The organism is Rhodococcus sp. SG20037 (genome assembly GCF_031763325.1).
Lineage (GTDB): Bacteria > Actinomycetota > Actinomycetes > Mycobacteriales > Mycobacteriaceae > Rhodococcus_F > Rhodococcus_F qingshengii.
Genome location: NZ_CP134497.1, coordinates 652,059 through 674,579, shown reverse-complemented (window position 1 = coordinate 674,579; position 22,521 = coordinate 652,059). Strand labels below are relative to the sequence as shown.

General features: G+C 62.0%; 21 protein-coding genes and 1 riboswitch. Of the genes, 7 read left to right on the top strand and 14 right to left on the bottom strand.

From position 1 onward, the window contains the following. Nucleotides 1-3 precede the first annotated feature (3 nt). Together RHP72_RS03155 and RHP72_RS03150 are read left to right on the top strand one after the other, a co-directional pair. Nucleotides 4-531 (top strand): carboxymuconolactone decarboxylase family protein, encoded by a 528-nt coding sequence (locus RHP72_RS03155; protein ID WP_058227976.1) that lies wholly within the window; start codon nucleotides 4-6, stop codon nucleotides 529-531. Continuing rightward, the gene (locus RHP72_RS03150) at nucleotides 515-1,837 is read left to right on the top strand and encodes an MFS transporter (protein WP_311094300.1); all 1,323 of its coding nucleotides are present in this window, start codon (nucleotides 515-517) and stop codon (nucleotides 1,835-1,837) included. Before RHP72_RS03155 ends, RHP72_RS03150 begins: the two co-directional genes overlap by 17 nt. Nucleotides 1,838-1,916: 79 nt before the next feature. Here RHP72_RS03150 and RHP72_RS03145 read toward each other — a convergent pair whose 3' ends face one another. Further along, on the bottom strand, nucleotides 1,917-2,195 hold the full coding sequence (locus RHP72_RS03145; RefSeq protein WP_064688668.1) for a YHS domain-containing protein: 279 nt from the start codon (nucleotides 2,193-2,195) through the stop codon (nucleotides 1,917-1,919). 273 nt (nucleotides 2,196-2,468) lie between these two features. On the opposite strand from RHP72_RS03145, the gene RHP72_RS03140 reads away from it, so the two are divergent. Further along, on the top strand, nucleotides 2,469-3,428 hold the full coding sequence (locus RHP72_RS03140) for a DMT family transporter (RefSeq protein ID WP_208689917.1): 960 nt from the start codon (nucleotides 2,469-2,471) through the stop codon (nucleotides 3,426-3,428). On the opposite strand, the gene RHP72_RS03135 is transcribed toward RHP72_RS03140, so the two are convergent. Further along, nucleotides 3,418-4,092, bottom strand: coding sequence for a TetR/AcrR family transcriptional regulator (locus tag RHP72_RS03135; protein WP_007727120.1), 675 nt, complete (start codon nucleotides 4,090-4,092; stop codon nucleotides 3,418-3,420). The genes RHP72_RS03140 and RHP72_RS03135 overlap by 11 nt on opposite strands. A gap of 158 nt (nucleotides 4,093-4,250) precedes the next feature. Here RHP72_RS03135 and RHP72_RS03130 point away from each other — a divergent pair, with 158 nt between their 5' ends. Further along, nucleotides 4,251-5,753, top strand: coding sequence for an MFS transporter (locus RHP72_RS03130; RefSeq protein WP_058227979.1), 1,503 nt, complete (start codon nucleotides 4,251-4,253; stop codon nucleotides 5,751-5,753). 354 nt (nucleotides 5,754-6,107) lie between these two features. Here the strand turns inward: RHP72_RS03130 and RHP72_RS03125 are convergent, their stop codons facing one another. Together RHP72_RS03125 and RHP72_RS03120 are read right to left on the bottom strand one after the other, a co-directional pair. Further along, the gene (locus RHP72_RS03125; RefSeq protein WP_042450529.1) at nucleotides 6,108-7,715 is read right to left on the bottom strand and encodes an ABC transporter substrate-binding protein; all 1,608 of its coding nucleotides are present in this window, start codon (nucleotides 7,713-7,715) and stop codon (nucleotides 6,108-6,110) included. A 134-nt stretch (nucleotides 7,716-7,849) separates the two neighbouring features. Then, nucleotides 7,850-8,428: a CGNR zinc finger domain-containing protein gene (locus RHP72_RS03120; RefSeq protein ID WP_050655927.1), complete on the bottom strand. Its 579-nt coding sequence runs from the start codon at nucleotides 8,426-8,428 to the stop codon at nucleotides 7,850-7,852. A gap of 63 nt (nucleotides 8,429-8,491) precedes the next feature. Here RHP72_RS03120 and RHP72_RS03115 point away from each other — a divergent pair, with 63 nt between their 5' ends. Both RHP72_RS03115 and RHP72_RS03110 read left to right on the top strand, forming a co-directional pair. Next, nucleotides 8,492-8,869, top strand: coding sequence for a hypothetical protein (locus RHP72_RS03115; protein ID WP_050655926.1), 378 nt, complete (start codon nucleotides 8,492-8,494; stop codon nucleotides 8,867-8,869). Between the two features lie 93 nt (nucleotides 8,870-8,962). Further along, nucleotides 8,963-9,307 carry a hypothetical protein gene (locus RHP72_RS03110; protein WP_042922749.1) on the top strand — a complete coding sequence of 115 codons (345 nt, stop codon included), beginning with the start codon at nucleotides 8,963-8,965 and terminating at the stop codon, nucleotides 9,305-9,307. On the opposite strand, the gene RHP72_RS03105 is transcribed toward RHP72_RS03110, so the two are convergent. Both RHP72_RS03105 and RHP72_RS03100 read right to left on the bottom strand, forming a co-directional pair. Then, nucleotides 9,308-10,519 (bottom strand): saccharopine dehydrogenase family protein, encoded by a 1,212-nt coding sequence (locus RHP72_RS03105; RefSeq protein ID WP_054187867.1) that lies wholly within the window; start codon nucleotides 10,517-10,519, stop codon nucleotides 9,308-9,310. Further along, on the bottom strand, nucleotides 10,512-11,510 hold the full coding sequence (locus RHP72_RS03100; protein WP_211921355.1) for a S9 family peptidase: 999 nt from the start codon (nucleotides 11,508-11,510) through the stop codon (nucleotides 10,512-10,514). The genes RHP72_RS03105 and RHP72_RS03100 overlap by 8 nt, the downstream gene beginning before the upstream one ends. 143 nt (nucleotides 11,511-11,653) lie before the next feature. Between RHP72_RS03100 and RHP72_RS03095 the strand changes: the two genes are divergently transcribed. Next, nucleotides 11,654-12,532, top strand: a complete 879-nt coding sequence (locus tag RHP72_RS03095) for a DNA-binding transcriptional regulator (RefSeq protein WP_054187927.1) — start codon at nucleotides 11,654-11,656, stop codon at nucleotides 12,530-12,532. Here RHP72_RS03095 and RHP72_RS03090 read toward each other — a convergent pair. The 8 genes from RHP72_RS03090 to RHP72_RS03055 form a co-directional block, all read right to left on the bottom strand. Continuing rightward, nucleotides 12,511-13,125: a hypothetical protein gene (locus RHP72_RS03090; RefSeq protein ID WP_003941149.1), complete on the bottom strand. Its 615-nt coding sequence runs from the start codon at nucleotides 13,123-13,125 to the stop codon at nucleotides 12,511-12,513. The genes RHP72_RS03095 and RHP72_RS03090 overlap by 22 nt on opposite strands. A 210-nt stretch (nucleotides 13,126-13,335) precedes the next feature. After that, nucleotides 13,336-14,661 (bottom strand): aminotransferase class V-fold PLP-dependent enzyme, encoded by a 1,326-nt coding sequence (locus RHP72_RS03085; RefSeq protein WP_003941108.1) that lies wholly within the window; start codon nucleotides 14,659-14,661, stop codon nucleotides 13,336-13,338. A gap of 53 nt (nucleotides 14,662-14,714) precedes the next feature. Continuing rightward, a riboswitch (SAM riboswitch) is annotated at nucleotides 14,715-14,829 on the bottom strand. A 60-nt stretch (nucleotides 14,830-14,889) separates the two neighbouring features. Then, entirely contained in the window at nucleotides 14,890-16,425 is a 1,536-nt protein-coding gene (locus RHP72_RS03080; protein WP_311094299.1) for a helix-turn-helix domain-containing protein, read from the bottom strand. Further along, on the bottom strand, nucleotides 16,422-17,480 hold the full coding sequence (locus RHP72_RS03075) for a DUF917 domain-containing protein (RefSeq protein WP_311094298.1): 1,059 nt from the start codon (nucleotides 17,478-17,480) through the stop codon (nucleotides 16,422-16,424). Before RHP72_RS03075 ends, RHP72_RS03080 begins: the two co-directional genes overlap by 4 nt. A gap of 6 nt (nucleotides 17,481-17,486) precedes the next feature. Beyond that, the gene (locus RHP72_RS03070; protein ID WP_007727138.1) at nucleotides 17,487-18,596 is read right to left on the bottom strand and encodes a DUF917 domain-containing protein; all 1,110 of its coding nucleotides are present in this window, start codon (nucleotides 18,594-18,596) and stop codon (nucleotides 17,487-17,489) included. Continuing rightward, nucleotides 18,593-20,173, bottom strand: a complete 1,581-nt coding sequence (locus tag RHP72_RS03065) for a hydantoinase/oxoprolinase family protein (RefSeq protein WP_311094297.1) — start codon at nucleotides 20,171-20,173, stop codon at nucleotides 18,593-18,595. The genes RHP72_RS03070 and RHP72_RS03065 overlap by 4 nt, the downstream gene beginning before the upstream one ends. Nucleotides 20,174-20,203: 30 nt before the next feature. Continuing rightward, complete coding sequence (locus tag RHP72_RS03060; RefSeq protein ID WP_311094296.1) at nucleotides 20,204-21,571, bottom strand: cytosine permease; 1,368 nt, start codon at nucleotides 21,569-21,571, stop codon at nucleotides 20,204-20,206. Nucleotides 21,572-21,722: 151 nt separating this feature from the next. Beyond that, entirely contained in the window at nucleotides 21,723-22,454 is a 732-nt protein-coding gene (locus tag RHP72_RS03055; RefSeq protein WP_007727145.1) for an SDR family oxidoreductase, read from the bottom strand. Nucleotides 22,455-22,521 lie beyond the last annotated feature (67 nt).

Genomic DNA, 22,521 nt, shown 5'->3' with positions numbered 1-22,521 from the left:
GTTATGTCGCGCCTTGCATCTCTCACGCCCACCACCGCTGTCGGTGCATCTAAAGACCTTCTCGCCGAACTCGTGAACCGTCACGGACAGGTCGGTGACATGGTCGCGGCGATGGCTCATTCGCCCGCCGTACTGGGTGGCTATCTGCAACTCAGTCGGGCAATGAAGCGAGCGAAACTCAGCCGCAAGATCACCGAGCGAATCTCTATCGCTGTGCAGGTCCAGCAAGGTTGCGCTGTTTGCCTCGAAGCCCACGTCGCCGCCGCGCACGCCAACGGCGTCGAGGCGGACGAGATCGAGCGTGCCCGCGCGGGCACCTCGGCCGATCCCGCCATCGCGGCAATGATCGACCTCGGACTTCGCGTCTATCGGGAGCCTGCCTCGATTTCAGACGAACACATCACGGGCCTTCGAGCGCACGGCTACGGTGATCGCGAGATCGCCGACGTAGTCGGAATCGTCGCCCTCAATGTCCTGACCGGAGCTTTCAATCTTGTCGCGGGAGTGAAACCAGATGAACCGGATCGCTAAGTCCGCACCGGAACGGAACAGCCTGCGTCTGTTCTTGATTCGCGACTATCGCCTGCTCTTCAGCGCCCAGATCATCGCGCTGTTCGGCACCGGGTTGGCGACGGTTGCCCTGGGTCTACTCGCCTACGAACTCGCCGGACCGAGCGCCGGAGCCGTGCTGGCCACCGCGCTGACGATCAAGATGTCCCTGTACGTCGTGATCGCTCCACTCGCGGCGGCGTACGTAGACCGGTTGCCGAGACGGGCTTTCCTCGTTGCCCTCGATGCCATTCGCGCAGCGGTCGTGATCGCATTGCCCTTCGTCAGCGAGATTTGGCACATCTACGTGCTGGTGGGCGTTCTCCAAGCTGCGTCGGCAGCGTTCACTCCCACGTTCCAAGCGGTCATCCCTGACATCGTGACCGACGAGGCCGATTTCACCCGCGCACTGTCGGCATCGCAGGTCGCCTACACGATGGAAAGCCTGCTCAGCCCTGTTCTTGCCGCAGTCGCACTGTCCTTCATGACATTCAACCTGTTGTTCGTCGCCACCTCCGTGGGCTTTGCAGTCTCGGCACTGCTCGTGCTGGCCACCCGAATCCCCAACGCTCGCCGAAGTACTCACCGCAAGGCGTGGGATCGGATCGCGTCGGGGGTGCGGATCTTCGTGACCACGCCTCGACTGCGCGGCATCATGGCACTCAATCTCGTGGTGGCAGCAGCCGGATCGATCGTGGTGGTCAACACCGTCAACTACGTCCGCGACGAGCTCGGTGGAACCCAATCCGACGTGGCGTGGATGCTTGCCGCGTCAGGCACCGGCACGTTGGTGACCGCGCTTCTTCTTCCACGCGTTCTCGACAGAACCGCTGAACGTACTGTGATGACAGCAGGTTCCGTTGTCCTGGTCGTCAGCGCCGGCGCGGCAGCAGCCCTCGCCGTGGCCGGTGTATTCACGTGGATGCTCACTGCCGCAGTGTGGGCGCTCGTCGGCGCCGGGATGGCCATGATCGTCACTCCGACCGGAAAAGTACTTCGACGCTCCGTCGAACCCGCAGGGATACCGGAGGTGTTCGCAGCCCAGTTCTCCCTGTCGCACCTTGCCTGGCTTGTCACCTATCCGATCGCCGGATGGGTTGGTTCGAGCGCGGGATTTGCGGTCACCTGGAGCATCCTTGCAGCGCTTGCCGCAGTGGGAACCGTTGCAGGATTTGCACTTTGGCCTCGGGAGACGGTTGCTGAATTGCCCGTCCAAGCGACGTACGAAACCACGCGAGGCGAATGCACCTTGGCGGCTACCCAGTGCGCGTGCGCTCGCACCGTCTGATGTCGACGGTCTGCCCGAACCCCGATTGGGCCTCAACGAAAGTGGTGGTGGAGCCATCGCCTGCACCACCACTTTTCGCTCAGCTCACGTCAGCGTACTTCCGCGGATTTGCGTCGAATCGAGGACCGCAACCCTTGCAGCAAAACCAGTACCGATTACCTTCGTAGTCACGGAACAGGCCTTCCGCTTCGGCACGCGCCTTTTCGATCACACTGCCGGGCATGACCCGACATTCGACGAGTTCACTACTGCCAGCGTTGAGTAGGTCTTTCCCACCGGTCGGCATCGCCGAACCGACAGCGCCGACATCGCCTTTGGCGTCAGACTTCGGGGTGTTGCCACAGCCACAACTGCTCATTGGGATTCCTGTTCTTTTGCGGGACGGATGTGGCCCGCAAAGCGAGCCCGATACAACCGCCAATATACCCCCTATAGGTATATTTTACTGAGCCTTAGGGTGCATTCAGTTGACACCTCGCCGTATAAACCATTGCGGGAGAGGGAATATACCGTCGCGGGATCCCCGCTCGCCTGCAGCATCATGACACAGTCAAACTTATACCTACCGGGGGTATATGGTAGGTCTGGCATCGACCATCCATGTCCGCGTGGTCGTCGACGAAGAGGAGCAATGAAGAACTGGAAAGCAATCGGCAGCAGCCGATTCGCCGTAGTTGGAGCTTTGCTGTTGGTCGGCATGCTCTGGGGAAGCTCGTTCCCCCTGGTTGCTGTGGCAGCACCAACTCTCGGCGCCGTCGGCACGACGCACGGCCGCTTCATTGTTGCAGCGTTGGTTCTCGCGCTGATAACTGCTTCCAGCAGATCGACCTGGCGCGCGGTCCGTCATCGGTTTCCTGCATTCCTACTGCTGGCTGCCCTCAATGTCGCTGGGCCCCTGACACTTGTCGCAACTGCGATCGTCGGCCTCAACTCGTCGACGGCGTCGATCCTGAATGCCACGACTCCGATGTTCACAGTATTCGTCGCCGCTTTCTGGCTTCGACAAAAGATCACCTGGCGAAAACTCTCGGGGGTCGCGATCGGCATCGTCGGCGTCTCGGTGCTTGTCGGCGGAATTCCGTCAGCGATCGACAGTCGCGCAATGCTGGCCATTGGCGCATCTTTGACCGCGGCGCTGCTGTACGCAGTCGGAGGTGTCTACGCACGAAAGTCGTTCCAGGACACTCCACCCCTGACGCTGGCCCTCGGCCAACAACTTGCCGCGGTCGCCCTCTTGGTGCCGGTGTCCGCCGTCGCTCCCCCTCCGGGGCCCATAACCGTCGGCCCACTCATCGCCGTGGTAGCCCTGGGGCTGGGGGCTACCGCCGGTGGCTACCTGGTCTACTTCTGGATAATTCGTCAGGCGGGTCCAGTCGCGGCATCGGCCGTCACTCTTCTCGTTCCGATTTCGGCATCAGCCATCGGAGTGCTGTGGTTGAACGAGCCTGTTACCTTCGCGCTCGTTGGCGGTCTTGTCATCATTCTTGCCGGAGTCGGCTTGCTCCTGGATCTTCCGCCGACGCGAGATCCATTGCGCAGGGTTGCCCCGGACCGGGCGGCTAGCGCGGACAAACGGCCGGTCAGCGGCTGATCGGAGCCGTCCAAAGTCCGACCAGCGCGTCGACGAGGTCGGTCGTGAAGTCCTCCCATGACGTGACCGCGTCCGGCCCCTCTTCGGCAAGCGTGCGCTCACGTTCGGCGAACATGTGCACGATCGCATTGCGTCCGATGTCCGCGCGGGCGCGTCGAACACTCATCGGCATGTCGGCCAGACAGTCAGAGAGTCCCCGAAGCGTCTCCTGCAGGGTGGGCGAGGCCAGTACCTCGTCGTAGACGATTTTCCGCAGGACCGGGTCGGTGAGAATCTGTGCACTGAACCGCGCGTACCAAGTCGGGCCACCCATTTCGGCGTAGTGATCGGTCGACGCCCGAACCAGACACGAAATCCAGTCACGAACGTTTGTGGACCCTTCGATCTCACACAGCAGTTCGCCACGCTTCTTCTCGACCTGCTGGGAATGCTTGTTCACGATCGCGCGGACCAGATCGGTCTTGGTCCCGAAGTGGTATCCGACGGCTGCATTGTTGCCCTGACCCGCCGCTTCACTCACCTGGCGGTTCGAAACCGCGAAGACACCGTGCTCGGCGAACAACTGCTCGGCGACGGCGAGAATGCGGTCTCGGGTTGCAGCAGAGCGCGCGGAATTTGCGGCGCCGCCGACGTCGGCCGACGCGTCCTCAGTCCTCGTAGTCATGGACACCATCATCCTCGACCATCCGAAGCTGCTCGGCACCGGAGATATTCGTCACGATCGGAGGCGCACCCTTCCGTTAAGTCAGTCACTTGATTTAACTTTAGTTCAATCAACTGACTTAAACCATTATTCGTTCTTCCTCCGATGGAGTTACCGCAATGTCGTCAACCACTTCTCCACCACCGACAACGCCGCCACAGACAACGAAGTCGCCAGCCACCACCGCAGTGGTGGCTGTTCTGGCGTTTTCCGGCATCGTCGTCTCGCTCATGCAGACGCTGGTGATCCCGATCATCCCGCATCTGCCCGAGTACCTGAACGCGCCGGCGTCCGATACCGCGTGGGCTGTGACCGCCACGCTGCTCGCAGCTGCCGTCGCCGTCCCGACCATGGGCCGCTTGGGCGACATGTTCGGCAAACGGCGTCTACTCCTGATCAGCATGGCGCTGTTGGTAACCGGTTCGGTGGTCGGAGCACTCAGTTCGAGCGTTATCCCCCTCGTTGCCGGCCGAATCCTGCAGGGCCTTGCTGCCGGCGTCATTCCGCTGGGCATCAGTGTGATGCGCGACGTGCTTCCGCCCAAGAAGCTCGCCGGCGCTGTTGCGATGATGAGCGCTTCACTGGGAGTCGGTGGCGCTCTAGGTCTTCCGATCGCGGCTTTGATCGCCGAGTACGCCGACTGGCACGTCCTGTTCTGGGCGTCAGCCGTGCTCGGCGCTCTTGCGGCCGTTCTTGTTGTCGTCCTGGTCCCCGAATCGACGGTTCGCACAGGTGGCACGTTCGACTTCGGCGGGGCAATCTCGCTCTCAGCCGCCCTCATCGCTCTACTACTGGCCATTTCCAAGGGTGGCGACTGGGGTTGGACGAGCACGCTCACGCTTTCCCTGTTCGGCGCCGCGATCCTGATATTCGGATTCTGGGCTTGGTGGGAACTACGCACCCCCAAGCCGCTGGTGGATCTACGCGTATCCATCCGCCGCCAGGTGCTCTTCACCAACCTCGCATCGATCGTGTTCGGGTTCGCGATGTTCGCCGCCAGCATGGTCTTTCCCCAGGTAGTCCAATTGCCTGAAGTCACTGGTTACGGCCTAGGCGGTTCGATGCTCACCGCGGGTCTGGTCATGGCTCCCTCCGGCATCATCATGATGCTGATCTCTCCGCTGTCCTCACGTATCACCAATTCGCACGGCCCCAAGGTGACGCTCATGCTCGGCGCCGTTGTCGTCGCAATCGGTTACGGCATCGGCATTTTCGCCATGCACTCGATTTGGGAACTGATCGTGATCGCCGTGATCATCGGCGCCGGTACCGGTATGGCTTACGGCGCGATGCCCGCTCTCATCATGGGGGCTGTTCCTCCGTCCGAGACCGGTGCAGCCAACAGCTTCAACACCCTGATGCGCTCCCTCGGTACATCATTCGCCAGCGCCATCGCGGGTGTCGTCATCGCCCAGATGACCATGTCCATCGGTGGGGCAACGCTGCCGTCGGAGAACGCTTTCCGCGTCGTCATGGCCCTCGCTGCCGGATCCGCCGTCGTCGCACTCGTCCTGGCCGGTTTCCTCCCTCGGTTCAACAGCTCCAACTCCCGCAAGGAGATTGGTAGCCAGCACACCGATACGTCCCCGACCTCCTCGAAGGAATCCGTTCCGACACACTGAGCCAGCGCGCAATACACACTGCGCTGTACACACAGCCCGGCCCCGGCGGAGTCCAACTCCGTCGGGGCCGACGCGTTTCACACATTTTGCTGTTGATACACCTGCGGACGACAGTTTCGTGACATGCTCCGTTGAGATGGGTGCTCGTTCGATACTCGGGGAAAGGATGCCGCGATCGCCGCTCCTCGTGCTGACGTAGCCCTTGCTGTCGCCGCCGCTGCCGTCCTGGGCATAGGCGTCGGTGTCCTTCTTGCCGATGTCGTCGCCGGCCTGGCTGCAGGTGCGGGTGCTGCAGTGGTATTTCGGTTTGCTCTTCGGATGATCAATACCCGAAAGTGAGCGCTGCCGAGGGTCCTACTTCAGGACACGGATCGCCGAGCCCGGAAGGATTCCGCTCGATGGCGGATAGATCGACGTTGCCCCGTTGAAGAACATGTGAGCGGGAGTCGTGGATACCGGCAGCAGGTCGACGTCCTTGAACAATGCCCGCTCACTTTCCTCCCAGACCTTGCAGGACTCGTCACCGGGAAGAAGCGAAGCCTCAGTGGACAATTCGATGTACTTCTTGTTGTCGAGGGAAGCGAAGTTCACTCCTTCAGGCTTCGGTGGGCCGGTGAAGTACTTCGCAAAGATACTCGGCGTATCACTCCCCAGCGTCAAACCGATGGAAACGTCCCACGACGACAGGTCGGTGGTGCTGAATGTGTTGGCGATGACAAAACTGTAGTCGCCGCCGGTCAGTTTCACTCTCGCGCCCAGTCCTTCCCACTGTGTTGCCACGTATTCCGCGGCGGCAGAGTTCGTATCGCGTGAGTTGTTGAAAATCACGTTGAGGGCAAGCGGTCGACCGTCCTTCGTCAGGATGCCGTCGGGACCCGCCTTCCAACCTGCGTCGGACAGCGTTTTCTTTGCTGCATCGACGTCGAAATCGGGGATCGTCCCTTCGACACTGTTGTAGTCGCAGGCAAGGGGTTCCGAAACCGCGAGGGCGCGTGCGCGGGTTCCTTTACCGCCGGTGGTGATCTCGGTGTAGTCGTCCAGGTCTACTGCCTGCACGAGGGCCTGCCGTACAGCACGGTCTGCCGTGGGTAGGGCCGCGAAATGATTGAAGATGAACTCGCCGGACAACGTGGTGTAGGTCTTCGAATCCAGACCCGCGGCCAAGACTCGTTCTTCGTCCGAACCGGTGACCGCTGCGGCATTCACTCCGCCGGTGAGAACAAGATTCGCCGTCGTACTGGGATCGGTGACAATCTTGATCGTCACTGTCTTCGGCACTCCGAGAGTGTCTGAAGTGGTCTCGCCGTTCGGACTCCAGGTGTAACCGTCGCGGCGTTCCATCGTGATGTGATCGTTGGGAACAACTTCGGTGACCTTGAACAGACCCGTTCCGTTACTACTGGAACGGATACTGGCCGGGTCTTCGAGCGTCGCAGCGCACGGAAGCCGCAACGCGCCGATCCGAGAGAGCAGGAAGGGCGCTGGCTCGGCGGTAGTCACCGTCAGTTCGTCACCGTCCGCTGAGGCCGAAGTCGACATCGGCACAGTGGATCCGCGTAGCGGTGAAGCGTTTTCAGGATCCATGACCCAGTTGATGTCATCGGCCGCGGTCTGTGCGGTGAAGGAAGTGCCGTCGGCACAAGTGATGCCCTTCTTGAGCACGAACTTCAGCGTGTTCCCTTCTTCACTCCAGCTCTCCGCCAGATAGGGACGCACAGTGCGTGTTTGCGCGTCGATGTCGATCAACGAATCGTACGAGTACGCGTTCACGATCTGAGTCGACGTAAGGTTGGTGATCAGAGGGTGCAGATTTCCGGGATCGGCGTTGATGACAGTCGTGAAACTGCCGTCCTTTGCATACTCACCGACTGAACCTTCGGGACTGGATGCGCCGCCACACCCGGCCAGGGTGAAAACGCCAACGCTGATAACTGCTGTCGCGGAGACAGAACGGGCTTTCATACGAGCCGCCATCTACTAGGAGTTGCCATGGCGACAATCGTGCGGGATTGACGTGGTCTGTATCTCGTTGAAGTTCCCCATACAGTCGGCCGTACTCTGTTCGATTGTCACTATCGACCGGGCAAGCGCAGACGCTAAGTACGACGCTGCCGTTGACGGTGATTCGCGACGTTGATTCGGTTGCCGCACAACGCCGGCATGCAGTATCGGCGTCGCCCTCCCCTGCTCGTATCGACAAACACCCCGTTGCACGTCGGCGATGCGCATGGACGGAATCGTTCGTACCCCAATGTGCGCAGAGTCCCCAGCAACGAGTATCCGATCAACAACGTGAGTTCACCCGCGAGATCGATTGTGTTGTCCGGTACTGCATTCCACCGATAGCCGTTCTGGGAATCTGGCGTAAGTCGAACGTGATGCGGGACGGCCTGGAGAAGTTGATGAGTGCGATCGACTAGTTCGCCGGCAGTCGGAGCATCGAGAACCGAACGAATTTCCTCTCTGAGCCCCTGAACGTCCGCAAGTTCACCGCTGGTCGGCCCGCGTCCGTTGGTGAGCGCATCCGGCGAGAGTCCATGTTCGTCCAGTAGATCGTGAAGCGTCTGGGAGTCTGGCAACGCGTCACCAGCCTCCACCCACACTCGGGGTGAGGTGTTGACCAGGTCCGTCGCAAACGACGCACCGGATACGTAATCGTCTAAAACTACTTGCATCCCTTACCTCCCTGCTTTACCGTAATTGAATAACCTAACTTTACACCTTACGGAGGCGGCGGGATGGAACACTGCGCAGACCACGGACTGCCCGAGATACTCCTCGACACCCACAACCGATTACGCCGCGCCGGCACCGTGGCGTCGGGAACACCCGTCGTTGCAGCCGATCTCTACTGGTCGATCGGAGCGCTCGCCCAATGCCTGACCGCGATGGACGAGGTCATTTCACAACTGGGAATCAACGCCCGAAAGCAGTTGCGAGCTGGAAAGTTCGATGTCGAGAGCGGACCGTTCGAAGGACAACCCGACGCTGCCCTGCTCACCGCAGTTCTTGCGCTCGCCCGAGCATCGAGCAGTTGTGAACCAGTTCAGACGGCAATCGGCAATGCCCAGATCGCGGTGAGCGATCTCGTCGTCTCAAGGCCCACCAGCGCTTGACGCCCGCGCTCGCAGCCTGTCCCAATAGAGACTGTATGGTTGGTTTTCAGGCAGCCATCGAGAGCATCGACCAGCAGGAACCGGGTTATCACTGTGAGTGCAGGAACATCGACAATCTACGAGGACCGAACCGTCCGGATCGACGATCAGGGCGTCACGATCCGCCACTACTACTTCCCGTTTGTCAGCAAGTTCGTCCCGTACTCGCAGATCGAATCCGTCGACCTCGGAGTCATGTCATGGCTGAGCGGACGCCTACGAATCTGGGGAACAACAGATTTCAGCTCGTGGTACAGCCTGGATCTTTCACGCCCGTGGAAGGAGACCGCGGTGGTACTCACTCTCGCCGGCCACGGATCGCCTTCGTTCAGCCCTAAGGACGCCGATCGCGTCGAGACCGAAATCCGCAGTCGCATCGGATCACACGCCGCGAACTGACTAGCGGAACTCGGATTCGACGGTGACGATCTCACTCCAGTCGGTTCGATCGAACAACCGCGCCAGCGCAGTGAACAGAACTTCCGGGTCGACGACGCTCTCGGGTGAGTGCACACCGATCCGATCCGAAATCGTTCCGTCGGCGAGCCGGGACACCACCTGAGCAAGGCCGAGCGCCAAGGGGATTCCGGTTGCACCGGCCATGTCCGACAGCAACTCCGACACCGGTGAATCGTCTGCAATCCGGGCCACGACGCGCATCGCTCTTCCGTCGAACATTCCTGTCGCCGAGGCGAAGAACAACGGCAGGGATCCGTGGCCGGCGCGCGTGAGCATTCGAGGCGCAGCACGGATCATCCGTCCGAGCGAAGGCTTGCCCAATTCTTCGGCGGCCGAGTCGAGATCGATTCTCCCCTTGTCGATGTCGGCGCGGAGAACGTCGAGAAACGCCACGGTTTCCGGTGTGATGACCATCAGATTTGCCGAATGCCCCGCAGGATTGATGGTCCGATGAAACATCACCGGCTCCGGATGCCCGACCACGTAAGCGTTCCCCCGACGTCCGCCGGGCAGTTCGAGTGCGATGGAACGCAACGGTTCTTCGTTGACGATTCGCCCCGCACGAACCACCGGAACCTGGCCGCTGATCTGTTGCATCCAGTGAACGGCGGCTGCACTCAATGTGTCCACCGACTCGTCCTCGCCCTCGACATCAACCGGCCAGGCTGTATACAGATCGTCGACCACGTCCAATCGCGAGACTGCCATCGCGGCCAGGAGGTTACTCATCCCGGGACTTGCGCCCATGCCGACTACCGCACAGATTCCGGCTCCCCTCGCGGCACAGTCCAATTCCAGCATGTCGACGGCCGGCTCCCAGTCGTCGCAGATGTCGAGATAGTGAGTCCCGGTCTCGATCGCTGCCTGGAGAATGCCGACGCCGAAACGGAAGAACGGTCCGACCGTATTGACGACCACGTCTGCGCCGTCAAGCAATTCACGTAGCGTGCGACCGTCCGTGACGTCGATGCTGCGCGCCTCGACTTCCGCTGACGCCTGCGCCAGTTCAACTGAAAGACGCTTCGCAGCATCGATATCGCGATCCGCGACTACTACCTTGCCGATTCCCGGCAATGTTGCGGCCAGACGAACTGCTGCCGAGCCCATGGCACCGGCACCACCCAGTGCGACAACCGTGATTCCGTCAGCCATGAATTCCCTCCAAAAATGCAGTCTGATCCGCTAGATAGCCGGGAGCGAAGATCGAACGGGGAGCAAGAACGGCCACCAGAGCCGACATCAATTCCGAGTCTTCGAGGTCCTTCTCCACAATCGAGTGAGTGGCGTCGGGGTACTTCTTGACCACCAGTTGCCCTGGCGAGTCGAGTAATTCGCGGTACGCCCTTTCGGTATCAGCCACGTCGACGTTGACGTCTTGTCCGCCGATGATCAAGAGCACCGGAACCTTCACGGTTTCGAGATCGGCTCGCGCATCCGAGAGGTAGTTCTTTCGGATGAAGTTCCACCGGTCTTCGGTGAGACCGTCGGCCTCGCCGGAGGCCACGAGATCGTCGAACGATGCATCACGGGCCAACTGATCCAAGTTCTTCGCACGATCGACCCGCGCTTTCTCGAACTCGTCGGCCGACGCATTTCTCTCGGAAAGTTCGGCTAGGGTATTGAATTCGCCTTGTTGGAGCCAGTTGATCGCGGGACCCACGGCAATGACGAACGCTACGTCCGGGTCGAGGTTCACCACCTTGGGCATCACCCACCCTGCCTGGCTTGCACCCCACAGACCGATCCGAGACGGATCGATATCCGAACGTCCCCGCGCCCACTCGATTGCCGCTTCCGTTTCTGCCGCGCGATCGTCCATGCTCTGGTCGAGCCAATTGCCCGGTGCCCCATTCACCCCCGGCTTGTCCCAGGAGAGTGACGCGTACCCCGCCTTTGCGAACGCCTCCCACACCGGTCGATAGAACGTCTCATGTGTTGCATCGACCGGGCCGTCTCCGTGGACGAAAACCACGAGCCCGAAGGGACCGTCACCGTGTTCGGGCAGTGCAAGGACTCCCTGGAGCGGCACCGATCCCCCGGTGATCGTCACTTTTTCCTCACGGATGTCATAGGTGTTCTGGTACAGCGTCCAGCCCACCAGAGTCGCGATCAGAACAACGACCACCGCCAGGGAAGTAACCATCCACCTGCGTAAACGAGGCTTACTCTTGCCCTCGCTCATCGATTCCGCTGCCATCTTCCCGCCCTAACGTACGAATTTGAAACGATCGTATTGCATTCGATAGTACAGTTGTGGGCGAAGATGTCGAGAAGCGAGGAAAGGACATGGCGATGACCGACAGGGACGTCGATGTACCCACGAGGATCTTGATCGAGGGACTACTGCGCACGGACGGAACTGTCGACGGGCACACCCTCTATGCCACCGCCGACGCCCTCGGCAAAACTGATCAACAGGTTCGGCTGTGCATCAAGCGGTTGGTCACCGAGGGGAAGTTCACTCAGGAAGGTCGCGGGCGACAGGCCACGCTACGAGCAACGCCGAAAGCCCTGCGCGAGATGGAACCCGACGTCGAATTCGTTCGGCTGGCCTATCGACAAGACCGCGACACTGTGACGCCGTGGGACGGGTACTGGCACCTGGCCGGATTCGCAATTCCGGAGTCGTCACGGAAAGGGCGAGATGCGCTGCGCACCAGGGTCGTTTACCTCGGCGGCGCGCTCGTCCAGGGCGGTCTGTACGTCTCGCCGCACGCCTGGGAACCGTATATTCGCGATGCGGCCGCCGAACTCGACGTCGAACAGCACCTGTCTTCTCTCACCACTCGAGATCTGAAAGTGGGCACTCTCGAAGACCCCGTGAAGATTGCCGCGCAGTTGTGGCCACTGGACCAGATCGCTGACGGATACGAACGGCTACTCGACGTAGCGACCGCACGCCTGCACAAACTGCAGAACAGTCCGGGTACCGATGCTGTCACGATGACCATCGAACTCGCGGCGGAATTCACGCGAGCCATGGAACCGGATCCGCTGTTGCCGCCGGAACTACTGCCCACCAACTGGATCGGCACGAGGGCTCGGTCGATCACTGCGCAGTGCTGGACGCTTCTGGCACAGGTGGACGGTGCCGACGAATTACCGTCGCTGTTCCACCTGTACGCAGATGCAATCGGTGACGATCAGGACGCAAGCGTGCGCTGACGGGGCGGCAGTCCGAAACGCCCGAGAACCTCGTCGACTGCGGTGGACGGTGTGACAAGTCCGCGATCCTGAAGCCACGGAATGGTGCTGTCCACCAGATGCTCGAGCGTGCGAGGCAATGCGAGAGGCAGCAACGTAACGCCGTCGGCGACCTCCGCAGCTCGGATATCGGCGATCAAACTGCCGAGACCGGAAGGCGTTCCGACGTAATGAAGCGAAACGGGAACCCGCGGCGAGGTCAACGCGCTGTCCAACTGCGCAAGCTCCTTACGAGCGGAGCGAGCCTCCGGCGCGATCAGAATCTCGAGATCGACCAGCACTGCGACGCTGTCGGGATCGCGTCCTTCTTCGGCGACGGCAGCGCGTATCCGTGCGCGTTCGAGCTGTGCCTCACGCAGATCCGCAGCGCGAATCCGAACCACATTGGTAGGGAATGAAGCCAAATCGAGAGCCTTTTCACCCTCGGTGAGGTCCACCCAGTAGTCGCCGCCGATGATGGGCAGGTTGCCGGGTGCGCCCTCAGCGGCCGGATGGTGACCGGATCCGGTCAACTCGACCGCTACGTGCAGAGAATGCGAAGCGAGTGAAGACATGTGAGACCTCCGAAAATCAGAAAAGTATGGGATGAGCGAGACGAATCGTCAGCTCGAACACATTCCTGAAGAGGTGCGGCACAGATCGACATGGCGACGGCACCACTGACCGAGAGTGATGCTCACTCTCGAAGGGGTGGCGGGAAAATCCGCTGGTGCCATGGCTGCCATGCTAGTTGTCCGTTCGAGTTTTCGGGGACCGAGCTCAGCTCAGACGCACTCGGCTGCGCCGGCATTGTCGTCTGCGGCTCCGAGGAAGGGGCGGGTCTCGGGCACAGGGTTCCACGCACCTGCCGTCTTCGCGTACTTCCAATCACGCTGATTCGAAACCAGGATGTTCACGGCGTCGACCAACCGCGTCACGTCGTCCGAGCTGCTACCGAGGCCGAGGCTGGCGCGAACTGCACCGCCGGAGAGGCCGAGGCGCGCGAGAACCGGATGTGCGCAGAAGCGACCGTCGCGAACTCCGATGCCGTGCTCGGCGGAGAGGAATGCGGCGATCTCGCCCGCTTCGAATCCGTCGACGGTGAAGGTGACGATTCCGACGGCGTCGGGAGCGTCGTTCCACAGTCGCACGAGTGAGACGCCCTCGATGGCGGACAAGCCGTCAGTGAGCTGGGCGGTGAGCGCCTTCTCATGCTCGGCGATCACGTCGAAGTCCAGGGCGTGCAGGGTTTCGCAGGCGGTCGCGATGGCTGCCGCACCGAGCACGTTGGGGGAACCCGCCTCGTGGCGTGCGGGCGCGCAAGCCCACTCGGTGGATTCGATGGTCACCTCACGCACGGCGCCGCCGCCGGCGAGGTACGGCTGAGCTTCGTCGAGCCAGTCACGGCGGCCGACGAGAACGCCGGCGCCGAAGGGCGCGTACAGCTTGTGGCCCGAGAACGCTACGTAGTCGACGCCGCATTCCTGCAGGTCGATGCGACGGTGGGGAGCCAACTGAGCAGCGTCGACGAGGATACGTGCGCCGCAACGGTGAGCGATGTCAGCCAAACGTGCAATCGGCAGGATCTCACCGGTCACGTTGGAGGCCCCGGTGATTGCGAGCAGCGCGGCAGGCTTGGTGCACAGTTCACCGATCAGACGCTCGATCGTTTCTTCGATGGTGTCTGCGGCGGTGACGATACGAGCGTCGTTCCACGGCAACAGGTTTGCGTGATGCTCGACGTCGAGGACGACGGTGCTGCCGGGGACGCACTGCGCAAGCAGGTTCAGCGAATCGGTGGTGTTCCGGGTGAAGACGACAACCTGATCGTCGGCACAGTTCACGAAACGAGCAACGGATTCACGAGCGTTCTCGTAGGTGAGCGTGGAGATCCGGGACGCGTAGCCGGCACCGCGGTGGACGCTGGCGTACGTGGGCAACAATTCGGCGATACGGTCGGTGACCTGGGCCAATGCCGGCGCGCTGGCCGCGTAGTCGAAGTTGGCGTAGGAGCATTCGCCGCCCTGAACCAATGGAACCTGCAGGTCGGCACCCGAAACCTTGGCAATCGCGGTGGTGCAGCAGGTGTCGGCACTCAATACAGCAGTCATCGAAGACAATCCTCACGTTCAAGGACTCGTTCGTCGGGAGATGGCCCCGGAAGAGTCCGCGCTTGCCGCATTCGTTTTCGAACGCAGCCGGGTCGTCACCCGGAGCACCCCACCGCGGAGGAGGGTTGCCGACCAGCAAGCCGGGGCTGAACACTGGTACTCGTGACCTGGCAACGAGGATGGCAGGAACCTCCCGCGCTTGTCAAGACGAAGCTGCGAAGACCGTCGTCACGGCGCGATCGTCCGGCAGGCGAGGTGGAGCGCAAGCCTGGTTTCCCGATCGGCCAGATCGACCGAGAGAAGGCGCTGAATTCTATCGATCCGACTCGATACGGTGTTGCGGTGCAAGCCCATTCGGGTTGCGGTGTGAGCCAGAGACGATTCTTCGTCGAGGTACGTCGACAGAGTCTCGAGCAACTCTCCATTGGAATCGCGTAGCGGTGCGAGCAATGCCGCGGCCGCAGGCTGGAAGGTGTCGGTTCGCGTCCACGCCAGCAGCAACTGCGCCAGCCCGAGGCGGTCCACGTGCAGGAATCGACCTGTTTGAGATCGGGAACCGGCGAGCCGAGCGGCATCCCCGGCCTCCGACAGGGACGAACCGATTCCAGCCGGACCGTCGTGTGCGCGTCCCACACCTACCCAGGTCTCCATCGTGGGTTCCAACCTGGCCTGAGCTGCACGGATGCACTCGGCGATCCTGGTGATCGCCTCCGGTCGCGGCTCGCCTGGCAGAGTCGTCCACGCCGCCCAGCCGTCAGCCTGTTCCACGACATTGGCGTCGATTCCCTCGGCGGCGAGAGCATCTGCAACCTCGCTGCGTCTTGCCACCAGGTCGACCTCACCGACCGCCAGGACTTTGATGCCGATGTGCCATCCGTCCAGCATCCAACCCGCGTCGAGTGCGCGCCGGAGCAGTCCGGGTGTGGCGTCTGCTGACGTGTCGATCAGTTCACCGAGCAACGCGCTACGCCGGCGCGCTTCACGCTCGTCGACCATGCGCGCAACGGCCAGTCGGTGCCCGGCAGCCAACGAGGCCACGTCGAGAACCACTGAGAGAGAAGCCTCTTCGACGCTTTGACGCACCGGGAGCAGCACCGCCAGCCAGGGCTCTCGGGCTGCGCCGGACATCACCGGGCACGCAATCAGGACCCCGCCGGAGTCCAATTCGACCGTGGTGGGCGCCCCGCGACCCGACAACATACCGGCAGCTGCTCGATCAGCGTCTGACAACAGGTCGGCGCCGGTCATCGGACGTCCGGACGTGTCCAGGAGAAAGAATGAACGCTGAAAGGTGTTCAGTAGCACCGACAGAAGATTCTCGACGCTTCCTCCGGCTCGTTGGCCCGCGTGTGTCGCCCGCAGTACTGCGTCGGCCATCACCGCCCGCGAATTCGAGAGAAGATCACGAAGATCCACGCTGAACTGCCACGGGTCGGATACTCCGAGCACCACCAGTCCGAGCCGATCGGCAAGCAACCAGAGATTCGCATCCTCCGCCGCAGCGCTGTGCACAGCGACCACCTGGCAGCCGGTCGCCGCTGTGCGCCGAAGGAGAGCGTCGAATCTCCACTCCCCGATGTCGATTCGATCGAGAATCACCAGAACTGATCCTGAACTCGCCGCACCCGACACGGCCTCGGCCGACTGTGCCGATTCCCCGGTGAGTGCTCCCACTGTCGTCACGACGGGATCACCCTCCCCGGCAAGTCGATACAGCCCGACAAAGGCCGGGTTGTTCAGCAACGCCGAAACACTCGCGCTCATCGCGCCTCCATCAGCACTGCGTCGTGGTCGATCCCGAATGCCCGCGGGCCGACAACTTTCAATCTGCCCACTTCGTCCGCCCACCACTGTGGACCGGGAAGAACCAACACGACCACATCGTGCCCCTGGTGCACGGATTCACACGAGACGAAGGCGCCGGTCCGCACGTCGAGCAACGTCACGATGTCCGGGCACGTTGCAATCATCTCGCCGTCCAACGCGACGGTCAGGAACTCACTCTCGAATTCGACTCGTATCACCGCAGAATCGTGTTCGAGAATCACGCTGCCCCGACGATCGCCGGTGTCCGGACGACTACGACGGACCGCACGCACCCGGCCAGTCCCCATTACCAGGGCCCCGGAGCTCTCCGCGATCTCCTGCCAACTGCCCAGGGCCCCGATGTGCTGACCCAGTTCGTGTGCTCGGGAGAGAGTTCCCGGAATGCACGCCTCCTGCACCGTCCGCGCATCGATCGACGCGATCGCCAGAGCGCCCCAACCGCTGGTTCTCCCGATCAACGACCGCACTGCTACCTCGGCGCCGAGCACATCCACTCCGTCGACGACGGTAATGAGGCCGCCGGGCTGGGCGAGTGTGACCGGGCACAATTCCAACCCGGCTGCGGCGAGAGAGAAGTGATCGAGCCGCGGCATCGCTCGACCCAGCAGGTCCGCGTCGACCACGGGAATTCCCAACGCCAACGCCGCCGCGATGCCGGAGAGAGCGTTGAGTCCACCGCCTTCGAAAGTCATCACCGCGGTCGGACGCTTCCCGGTCCAGCGCGTCAAAGCTGCTGCAGTATCTGCAAACTCACGCCCGGAGGGCAATTGCTCCTCCAAGGCCAGGGCCGATCCGACGATTCCCACCGGCATCACCAATGCCTCCTCCGGCAACTGGTCCGGCGCGATGACCTCCACCGAAGTAGACGTCATCAGTGGACGCAGCAATTCCACGAACAAGCGTGGATCGCCGCCCCCGCCGCAGCCCAGGACCACCGCCCCCGCTGCGATCGCGTCGAGGTCGGCCTCCCGGACCGCGTGCAGCCTGCTCACGGCTCGCTATTCTGCCAGTACAGGTTGCTCGAGTGTCTCCACCGGCAGGAACGGGCGATCGAGCCCGAAGCTAGCCGGGCCGAAGACCGCCAGTGCCTCCGGGGTTCTCATGATGGGTGGGGTCGCGATCCCGATGACCGCAACGCGCTGCCCGTACCGCAAGCCCTCGGTGGTGATGGGTTCGGCGGTATCGGCCTCGACGATGCAGATCAGGTCTGGCACGATCGCCACCATCACTCCGGATTGGACGGCGATCAGATTTTCGTTCTGGAACTGAACTTCCAGCTCTTCGTCTCCGACGCCGGCGATCCGCACCGAACCGCGAGCGAACCCCTCATCGGTTCGCCTGTCGACATCGATCACCTTGCCGTGAAAGAGAACTCGCCCGTATCCGTAGAGCGTGTCGGCGAGACTGTCGACAAGCGCCCGCACCGGGTCCACCCGCTGCTCACGTGAAAGTCTGATGGACCGGCCGATGGTCATGGCCAACGACAGAGTCCGTGGGATCGCCGTCCGCTTCACATCTGCACCCGTCATCGAGTACTGCGCGATGTGCGCCATCCCACCGAACCTCGACGTCACCCCGCGGGCGAGGCCCTCCAATCTGCTGTTGTCACTTCCGGTGTCGAAGATCGCCACCTCGTCGTGCTCGTTCGCCATGGCGAGCGGACTCGCCGAAATCCCGTACACCGAGAAGGTTTCCATCTCGAGCTGAGGAAAGGCTCGCCCCATCCCGTCGGCGTCGACAACCGGCAGGCCGCGCCGTGCGGCCACCAGCAACGGAATCATCGAATTGATTCCGCCGCACTCCATCGGCATCGTGGCATCTGCAGTTCGACCCGTGTGCTTCTCCAACGTGATCAGCGCCAGCTCGGGTTCGGTTCCGCGCGGCATCTTTTCGACCACGACGGTCGGGGCACCCATCTGCGCGACGGGAATCACCCACGCGTCGTCGTCAAGCTCCTCCGGATCGAGAATTGTGATTTCACCGGCCTCACCGAGCGCCTGCGTGACCAACATCTTGCCGACGAACGGATCTCCCCCGCCGCCGGTGCCCAACAAGGCCGCGCCCCTGGCGAGGTCGTCGAGATCCGCCGTTCGTAGTGTCCAACTCATCGTGAGCCCTCCTGACCGGTGGAGACCAAACCACTGTGCAGTGCCAAGTCACCGACTGCCTTCACTCGAATACGTGTTGCGTTGCCCGGCAGATACGGAATCGGGACCTCGTCGAACTCCACGATCTGCACCGACTCGGGCCGTGCGCCTGCGGCGACTGCCCGATCGATCGCCTCCTGGCGAGCATCGTCGGCAAAAACCTGCCGGTGCCCGTCCCGCACCGCTTCGACTCGATCTACCTCACCACTGACCTGCGCGATCGCAGCGCCGATCGCATTGGCAACATCGAAGCGCTCAGGACGAATCACCGTTCCCAGGCCCGGGAGTTCACGCTCCAGCAGTACCGACCCCCCGCCAACCGCCACAACGGGAAGTGGATCCGACGTGGTCCGCATCTGTTCCACGGCGTCGGCGACTCGGCGCGAGATCCGGTCGAGTGCCGTCGACACCAGGCCGCTGTCGAGGTGCGCCACCGCACTGCGATCTCCGACGTCGGCCAAGCCTGCCGCGACGGCTATGTCGGTGGCCGTCAACGTGTCACCGCCGAATACGAGTGCCTGTGAACCCAATTCGTATCCCACAGATTCGGGTCCGACTGTGAGTCCGTCTGCATCCACCAGCGAACCACCACCGATACCGATCGAGAAGACGTCCGGCATACGGAAATTGGTCCGTACCCCGGCGACCGTCACCTCCGTGGTGGCTTCTCGCGGGAAACCGTTGGTCAATACGCCCACGTCGGTAGTGGTACCTCCGATGTCGATCACCGCACAGCTGGCCAGACCGGACAGCACAGCGGCGCCTCGCATGGAGTTGGTCGGTCCCGATGCGAAAGTCGCCACCGGATAACGCCTCGCGTACTCGATGTCCATCAAGGTTCCGTCGTTCTGGCTCAGGTACAGCGGCGCGACAATGCCGTGCTCGACCAAAGATCGGGCAAGACCGTCGACGATGTGATCGGCGAGCTCGCGCAGCGCAGCATTGATGATGGTCGCGTTCTCCCGCTGGAGTAGACCCACTCGACCGATCTCGTGCGAGAGCGAAATTGCGACGTCCGGGCCGAGTTCCTCACGCACGATCTCCGCGGCGGCCGCTTCGCATTCGAGATTGACCGGAGAGAACACCGAAGATATTGCGACCGAACGAGTACCGCTGCGAGCCATATCGGCGGCATGGCGGCGAATCTCGTCGGGGTCCAGCGGCGAAATACGACGACCGTCGAACTCGTGCCCACCGTGAGCGAGGTAGTACCTTCCTTGCACAGCGGAGACAAGGTCTCGCGGCCACCCCACCATCGGAGGAAGCGCCGCGGTCGCCGGAAGCCCCAATCGCAGAGCCGCTGTCGGTGCAAGTCCGCGTTGCTCGATGAGAGCGTTGAGAAAGTGCGTCGTGCCGATCATCACTGCTTGAACAGCGCTGGGAGAGAACGAGTACTGCTGCTGCAGCGCCGTCAGAGCTCCGCCGATTCCGCCGGTGATGTCCTTGCTGGTCGAGTGTTTGACATGCCCGATGACGGTGGTCCCGTCCATCAGGACCGCGTCGGTGTTCGTACCACCGACGTCGATTCCGATTCGCATCGCGAACTCCCTTCTATAGTGTGTGCCGTGCTAGTGCGTGAGCGCAGATTTCCCCGAAGTCTCTTGCGGCGCTTCGGTGGCGGTGCGTCCGACTCCGCGAATCAGGCCGAGTCGACCCGCGACGACGTAGAGAACGAAGGCCGAGGCCACCGCGTTGATCGACGGCAGGCCGAAGGTGCTGTAATGACCGATCAGCGCCGAGACGATCCAGATCACCAGCGTGGCCGGTACCCAAGTGGGTGCCGAGTTCGGGAGGGTACCCGCAGCTCGACTCTCCTCCAGATCCTTGCGCCATGTCTTGACGATGAAGTATTCCGCCACCATGATCCCGGCGATCGGCGGGAATCCGACGCCCAACAGGATCAGGAAGTCGGTGAACGAGTTCAGGATTCCGGCAGCCGCGAGGACCGAACCGGTGATGCCGACAACTGCTGTGACAACTGCGCGATTGATCCGTCGACCGAACACGACGTCGATGAAGTTCACGACGCCGAGCCCCGAGCTGTACAGGTTCCAGTCGTTGATCTTGAAGGTGCCGAGAACGATGATCAGAACGCCGACCCAACCGACCGACGAGAGAATGATCGTGGCAATGTCGGAACTGCGAACGGCATGGGCAAGGAGAACACCGGTCAGCCCGATCACGTATTCGCCCAACGTTATCCCGACGAGCGTCTGCTTCACGACATCGCCTGCCGTGCGGTTGAAGCGCGTCATGTCAGGTGTGATCACTGCTCCGGCAATGAAACCGCCTGCGACGATGGTAGTTCCGGCGAGGAAGCTGAGCTCCGGCCCGGCTGGAGCAGATGCCATCAGATCTGACAGCGAGTGATTACGCAGTTCGGCGATGACGGCCCAACCGACCAGGATCAGGAACAGCGGAACGGTGATGTTGGCGATCAGTTGCATGGATCCGAACCCGCGAAGGACTATCGCGGTGATCAGGAGACCGAAGGCCAAAGCCCACGCCCACTGCGGCAGAAACGGCATGATTCCGTGCAAACCTGATGCAGAGACAGCAGATTGAATGCCGAACCAACCGATCAGGCTGACCCCGATCACCAAACCGATCACCGCGGAACCTGCGTGCCCGAATCCACACCAGCGTGCGACCACCGATGTGTTGAGCCCTTCACGAACCCCGATGATGCCGATGAAAATACAGACGACCTCGAGAATCACCGCCCCGACTGTCAATGCCCAGAAGGCATTCCAGAACGTCATACCGTAGCCGAGCGTCGCACCGAGCAAGAACTGTGGGAGTGCCGATACCTGACCGAATCGCTGTACTGCCACCGAGAACCACGAATATCGTGCTTCGTCGGGAACGCGGGTGAGCGCGTAGTCGTCACCGTCGGACACTTCACCGCCGGCGGCGGTCGCTGACGTGTTTTTCATGACGGACTCCTCGAATAGTTGGGAAGTGTTCTCGGAGAAGACGGTACGAATGTGGCAGGGGTCACGCCTATGGGCGAATTGGCGTTTCTTCGTGTTACGACAATGCATTTCGCACAGTCGTCATTTCACACAGTCGCCAAATGGCACGGGTCTAACGCAACGCGTACCCGCCGTCGGGGTACAGCGTGGAACCCGTTGTGTACGTGTTGGTGAAGAGATAGAACACCGCTTGTGCAATCTCGTCTTCGTTCCCGACGCGGCCGAGCACGTTGTTCTCGGCACTCCAGGTGAACGCGGCCTCCCGAACCTCCGCCGGGCGCTGAGCCCACAGATGCCCGTCGATGGTTCCGGGAGCGACAGTGTTGACGCGGATCGGCGACAGTTCGACCGCCAGCCCCCGCCCGAGCCCCTCGATTGCCGCGTTGGCTGCAACGTATGCCGCGGCAGCTGCGGGTGGCCGCACACTGGCAGCGCCGGACATGAGGACCACCGATGCGGTGGGTGCCAGCTTGTCGAGCGCAGCGTGCACGACGCGGTACTGCCCCCAGAACTTGGAGGTGAACGGCGACGCCGCTTCATCGACGCTCTGTTCACGGAACGAGCCGACCTGGTAATCGGCAGCCGTCGTGAAGAGAGCGTCGACGCTGGGGATGTTGGTGAAGAACGCTTTCACCGAGTCGTCGTCGGAGGTGTCGACGGTGAACCAGTGCGCAGCCTCACCCAGCTGCGCGGCCGCTGCTTCGAGCTTGGATGCGGTTCGGCCACCGAGAACTACCTGCGCGCCGGCGTCGACGGCAAGCTGCGCCACTCGCAGCCCGATGCCTGTTCCGCCGCCGATCAGTACGACGGTCTTGCCTGAGAGAGGAGAAGGTGTCGTTGTCATGCAGCGACTGTAGGGCTCACCGAATTGTCCCGACATGTGCAGAATGCACAGATTTCACTACGGCACA